The sequence below is a fragment of the Methylomonas sp. BG-2 genome, assembly GCF_057766305.1.
Window position 1 is genome coordinate 1 of sequence record NZ_JBYMAP010000295.1, and the last position, 4,283, is coordinate 4,283.

1 protein-coding gene is annotated in these 4,283 nt (G+C 56.7%); it reads left to right on the forward strand.

The window, feature by feature from the left end:
* Window positions 1–96: 96 nt before the first annotated feature.
* Window positions 97–3,990 carry an ATP-dependent RNA helicase HrpA gene (gene hrpA, locus AC3B8H_RS19020; protein ID WP_488443094.1) on the forward strand — a complete coding sequence of 1,298 codons (3,894 nt, stop codon included), beginning with the start codon at window positions 97–99 and terminating at the stop codon, window positions 3,988–3,990.
* Window positions 3,991–4,283 lie beyond the last annotated feature (293 nt).

Sequence of the window (4,283 nt, forward strand, 5' to 3'; positions counted from 1 at the left end):
TGGGTGTTTAAACCAAATTTGCATAAACAGCCGGCTGACGAGGCCAACGGCGTCTGCGTTTATAATGCGGGTTTTTGCTCGCCATCCATTAACTGCATGTCCCTTGCTGCCGAACTCAAACGCCTTTCCCATCAGCTAAACCAATGCCTTGGTACCGACCGCCATGCCCTGAAGCGCCAGTTCGACAGATTGCGTAATGAGGCTGGGAAGGGCAAGGATGTTACCGGGCAAGTCCAGCAACTGGCGGAAAAGATCGAGCGTTCCGTAGGTCGCTGTAACCAGCGCCGTGCCTCGGTGCCGGTTATCCAGTATCCGGATTTACCGGTTAGCGGCAAGAAGGACGAGATTGCCGAACTCATTAAAAACAACCAAGTGACCATTGTCTGCGGCGAGACCGGCTCCGGCAAAACCACGCAGTTGCCGAAGATTTGTCTGGAGATTGGCCGCGGTATCAGCGGCATGATCGGCCACACCCAACCGCGGCGGATTGCCGCCCGCACCGTGGCGGACCGAATCGCCGAAGAGCTGGGCCAGGCCATCGGCAATACCGTCGGTTACAAGGTACGTTTTCACGACCAGACCGCGCCGAACTCGCTGGTCAAATTGATGACCGACGGTATTTTACTGGCCGAGACCCAGAACGACCGCTATCTAAACCAGTACGACACGCTGATCATAGATGAGGCCCACGAGCGCAGTCTGAACATCGACTTTTTGCTGGGTTATCTGCGCTGGTTGCTGCCGAAGCGGCCGGATTTGAAGGTGGTGATTACTTCGGCGACCATCGACCCGGAACGATTCGCCAAGCATTTTAATGGCGCGCCCATCGTCAACGTCTCCGGCCGCACTTATCCGGTGGATATTCGCTACCGACCGATCGAGTTGATCGAGGAAGACGACGAAACTTCGGCCGACTTGCAGCAGGCCATTCTGGATGCGGTAGACGAGTTGTACCGGGATTTGCGCGGCGACATTTTGATTTTCCTGAGCGGCGAACACGAAATTCGCGAGACTACCGAATCGCTGCGCAAGTCACACCACAACAGTCGCTACGAGGTGTTGCCGTTGTATTCCAAGCTCAGCGTCGCCGAGCAGGAGCGGGTGTTCAAGCCTTCCGGCAACAAACCGCGCATCGTGTTGGCCACCAACGTCGCCGAAACGTCTCTGACCGTGCCCGGCATTCGTTGCGTTATCGACTCCGGTCACGCCCGCATCAGTCGCTACAGCGCCAAAAGCAAGATTCAGCGTTTGCCGATTGAGCGCATCTCCCAAGCCAGCGCCAACCAACGGGCAGGGCGTTGCGGCCGAGTCGCGGAAGGTATCTGCATCCGCTTGTATTCCAAAGAGGATTATCTAGCCCGCCCGGAATTTACCGATCCCGAGATCTTGCGTACCAATCTGTCGTCGGTGATCTTGCAGATGGCGGCCTTGAAGCTGGGCGACATCGAGGAATTCCCGTTCGTCGAGCCGCCCGATGAAAAAATGGTCCGCGACGGCAAGACCTCGTTGTTCGAGGTCGATGCGCTGGACAAGCAAGGCCAGCTGACCGAAACCGGCCGGCAATTGGCGAAGATTCCCACCGACCCGAAACTGGCGCGGATGCTGTTGGCGGCGGCGCAATTGGGCTCGCTGCACGAAGTGTCTATCATCGTCTCTGCGTTGAGCATTCAGGACCCGCGCGACAAGCCGGCCGACAAACTGCCGCAAGCCGAAGCCAAGCACGCCCAGTTCAAGGCCGAGGATTCGGACTTTTTGACGCTGTTGAATCTGTGGAACGCCTTCGAGGAACAGAAGAAACACCTGACCAACAGCAAACTGCGCAAGTACTGCCAGGACAACTTTCTGTCCTACATTCGCATGCGCGAATGGCACGACATTCACACTCAAATCATGCAGGTGGCGCGCGGCGATCTGGCTCTGAAGACCGCCGGCAATCCGGCCAACTACGAGCAAATCCACATGGCCTTGCTGCCGGGTTTGCTGTCGAATATCGGCTTTCGCCACGAGCAATACGAATATTTGGGCGCGCGCGGCCTGAAGTTTTTCATCTTCCCCGGTTCCGGCCAGCACAAGGCGCGGCCGAAGTGGATCATGGCCGCCGAGCAGGTCGAGACCAGCAAGGTCTACGCCCGCACCGTCGCCAAGATCGAACCGGAATGGATCGAAGCCTGCGCTCAGCATTTGGTCAAACGCAATTACTACGATCCGCATTGGGAGAAAAACGCCGGCCGCTGCGGCGTGTTCGAGCGCACCTTGTTATACGGCTTGACCTTGCAAGCCAAACGCAAAGTACCTTACGAAAACGTCGATCCGAAAGCGGCGCGGGAGATGTTCATCCGCCATGCGCTGGTCAATCAGGATTACCACTCCAACGCACCGTTTTTTAAAGCCAACGAGAAGCTGCTGGAGGAGGTGGGTTACATCCAGCACAAGGGCCGCCGCGTCGATTTGATCGAGGACGAGGAATGGCTGTATCAGTATTACGATAAGAAGCTGCCGGCCGAAATCGTTAGCGGCATTACCTTGGACCAATGGCGCAAGCAGGTCGAGCGGGATAATCCCAAGATTCTGTTCCTGACCAAGGAGGACCTGACCCGCACCGACGACAACCAAATCAACGACTGGGATTTTCCGGACAGCAAGAAAGTCGGCGATCTGACCATCGAGTTGCATTACCGCTTCGAGCCGGGGCATGACGAGGACGGCGTCACCGCGATTATTCCGGTGCACCAGCTCAACCAGATTCGCCAGCAGCCGTTCGATTGGCTAGTGCCGGGCATGCTGGAGGAAAAGGTGGTGGCGCTGATCAAGGCTCTGCCCAAGCATCTACGCAAACATTTCGTGCCGGTGCCTAACACCGCCAAGGCCTGCCTGGAAATCGAGCCGGATTTTAAAGGTTCGCTGTACGAATGGCTGAGTAACCGCTTGCGCAAATTGACCGGCGAGGCGATTCCGCTCAACGAATGGCAACCGGACCAATTACCCGAGCATTTGAAAATGAACTTCCGGGTGGTGGACGATGCCGGCCGGGCCATCGGCTACGGCCGTAATCTGGCCAAGTTGCAAGCCCAGTTCGCGACCAAGGCCGGCGACAGTTTCGACAAACTGGCGCAGGAAGAAATGAATCACACCGGCTGCATCGCCTGGGCCTTCGACGACTTGCCGGAGACCTGGCAATTCATGCAAAAAGGCCAGAGCTTCATCGGTTTTCCGGCGATTGTTGACGAAGGGCAGACGGTTGGGGTGAAAATTCTGGAAACCCAGCACAAAGCCGAGCTGGCTCACTTCGACGGCCTGACCAAGCTGTATCAGTTGGTCTGCAAAAAGGACGCGCAATACATCCTGAAAAACCACGGCGTAGCCCCGGCTTTGCAGCTGGCCTATAACCAGTTGCCGGTTCACCCGTTGTTGAAAGATAGAGCCGGCGGCGACTTCAAGGACGATGTGTTGTACGGGGTATTCGCGGCGGCCTTCGTCGAAGGCCAGATCATCCGCAGCCAGCGGCAGTTCGAAGCCGTTTTGGCGGCGAAAAAATCGACGCTAATGACGACGATGACCCAGGCCGGCAAGCAAGTCGGCGAAATCCTGAGCCAATATCAAACACTACGGAAGCGCTTGCAACAACCCGGCGTGGCGCCGGCGGTGCGGGAGGACATCGAGCAGCAGTTCGGCCTGTTGCTCTACAGGGGGTTTCTGCGCCATACCCCGGCCGGGCAGTTGGCGGCGATCGCTCGGTATCTGAAAGCCAGCGAATGCCGCTTGGACAAGCAAAAGCCGGATTCGCCGGACGTGCAGGGTCTGAAACGCTTGTGGCAACGGTATTGGCAGCACATCGAAAAACAAATGAAAACCTTGACGCCGACGCCGGAGCGGGAAAGCTTCCGCTGGGCCTTGGAGGAATTGCGGGTGTCGTTGTTCGCGCAACAGCTGAAGACCGCGTTTCCGGTGTCGGTGCAACGCTTGGAAAAGCAGTGGGATCAGGGCGTTTAGCTCGGCATCCATGGCTCTGGATACCCTCTTACCGTTGGGATGACAGTCTTTCTTCGAATCCGCCGAAGTAAAACTATTTACCCGGCGCTATTTATGACCCGGTGTGCCGGCCGGGTAAAGCCTGTACCAGCGTTGGATTAACCTAACGTTCATGAAGACTTGGCAATCATCCCGGCCAATGAAAGGCAGTTTCGTAGGAGCGACTTTCAGAGTAAAAGAGCCGAAGGGCTCAGGGTGAGCGGATATTTACGGAATGGGATAATAATAACTATGTTAAATAACCTGGGTTAAAT

Bases quoted from the DNA above. Each gene is read 5' to 3' on its own strand.
- hrpA (WP_488443094.1), top strand. From the start codon at position 97: ATGTCCCTTGCTGCCGAACTCAAACGCCTTTCCCATCAGCTAAACCAA.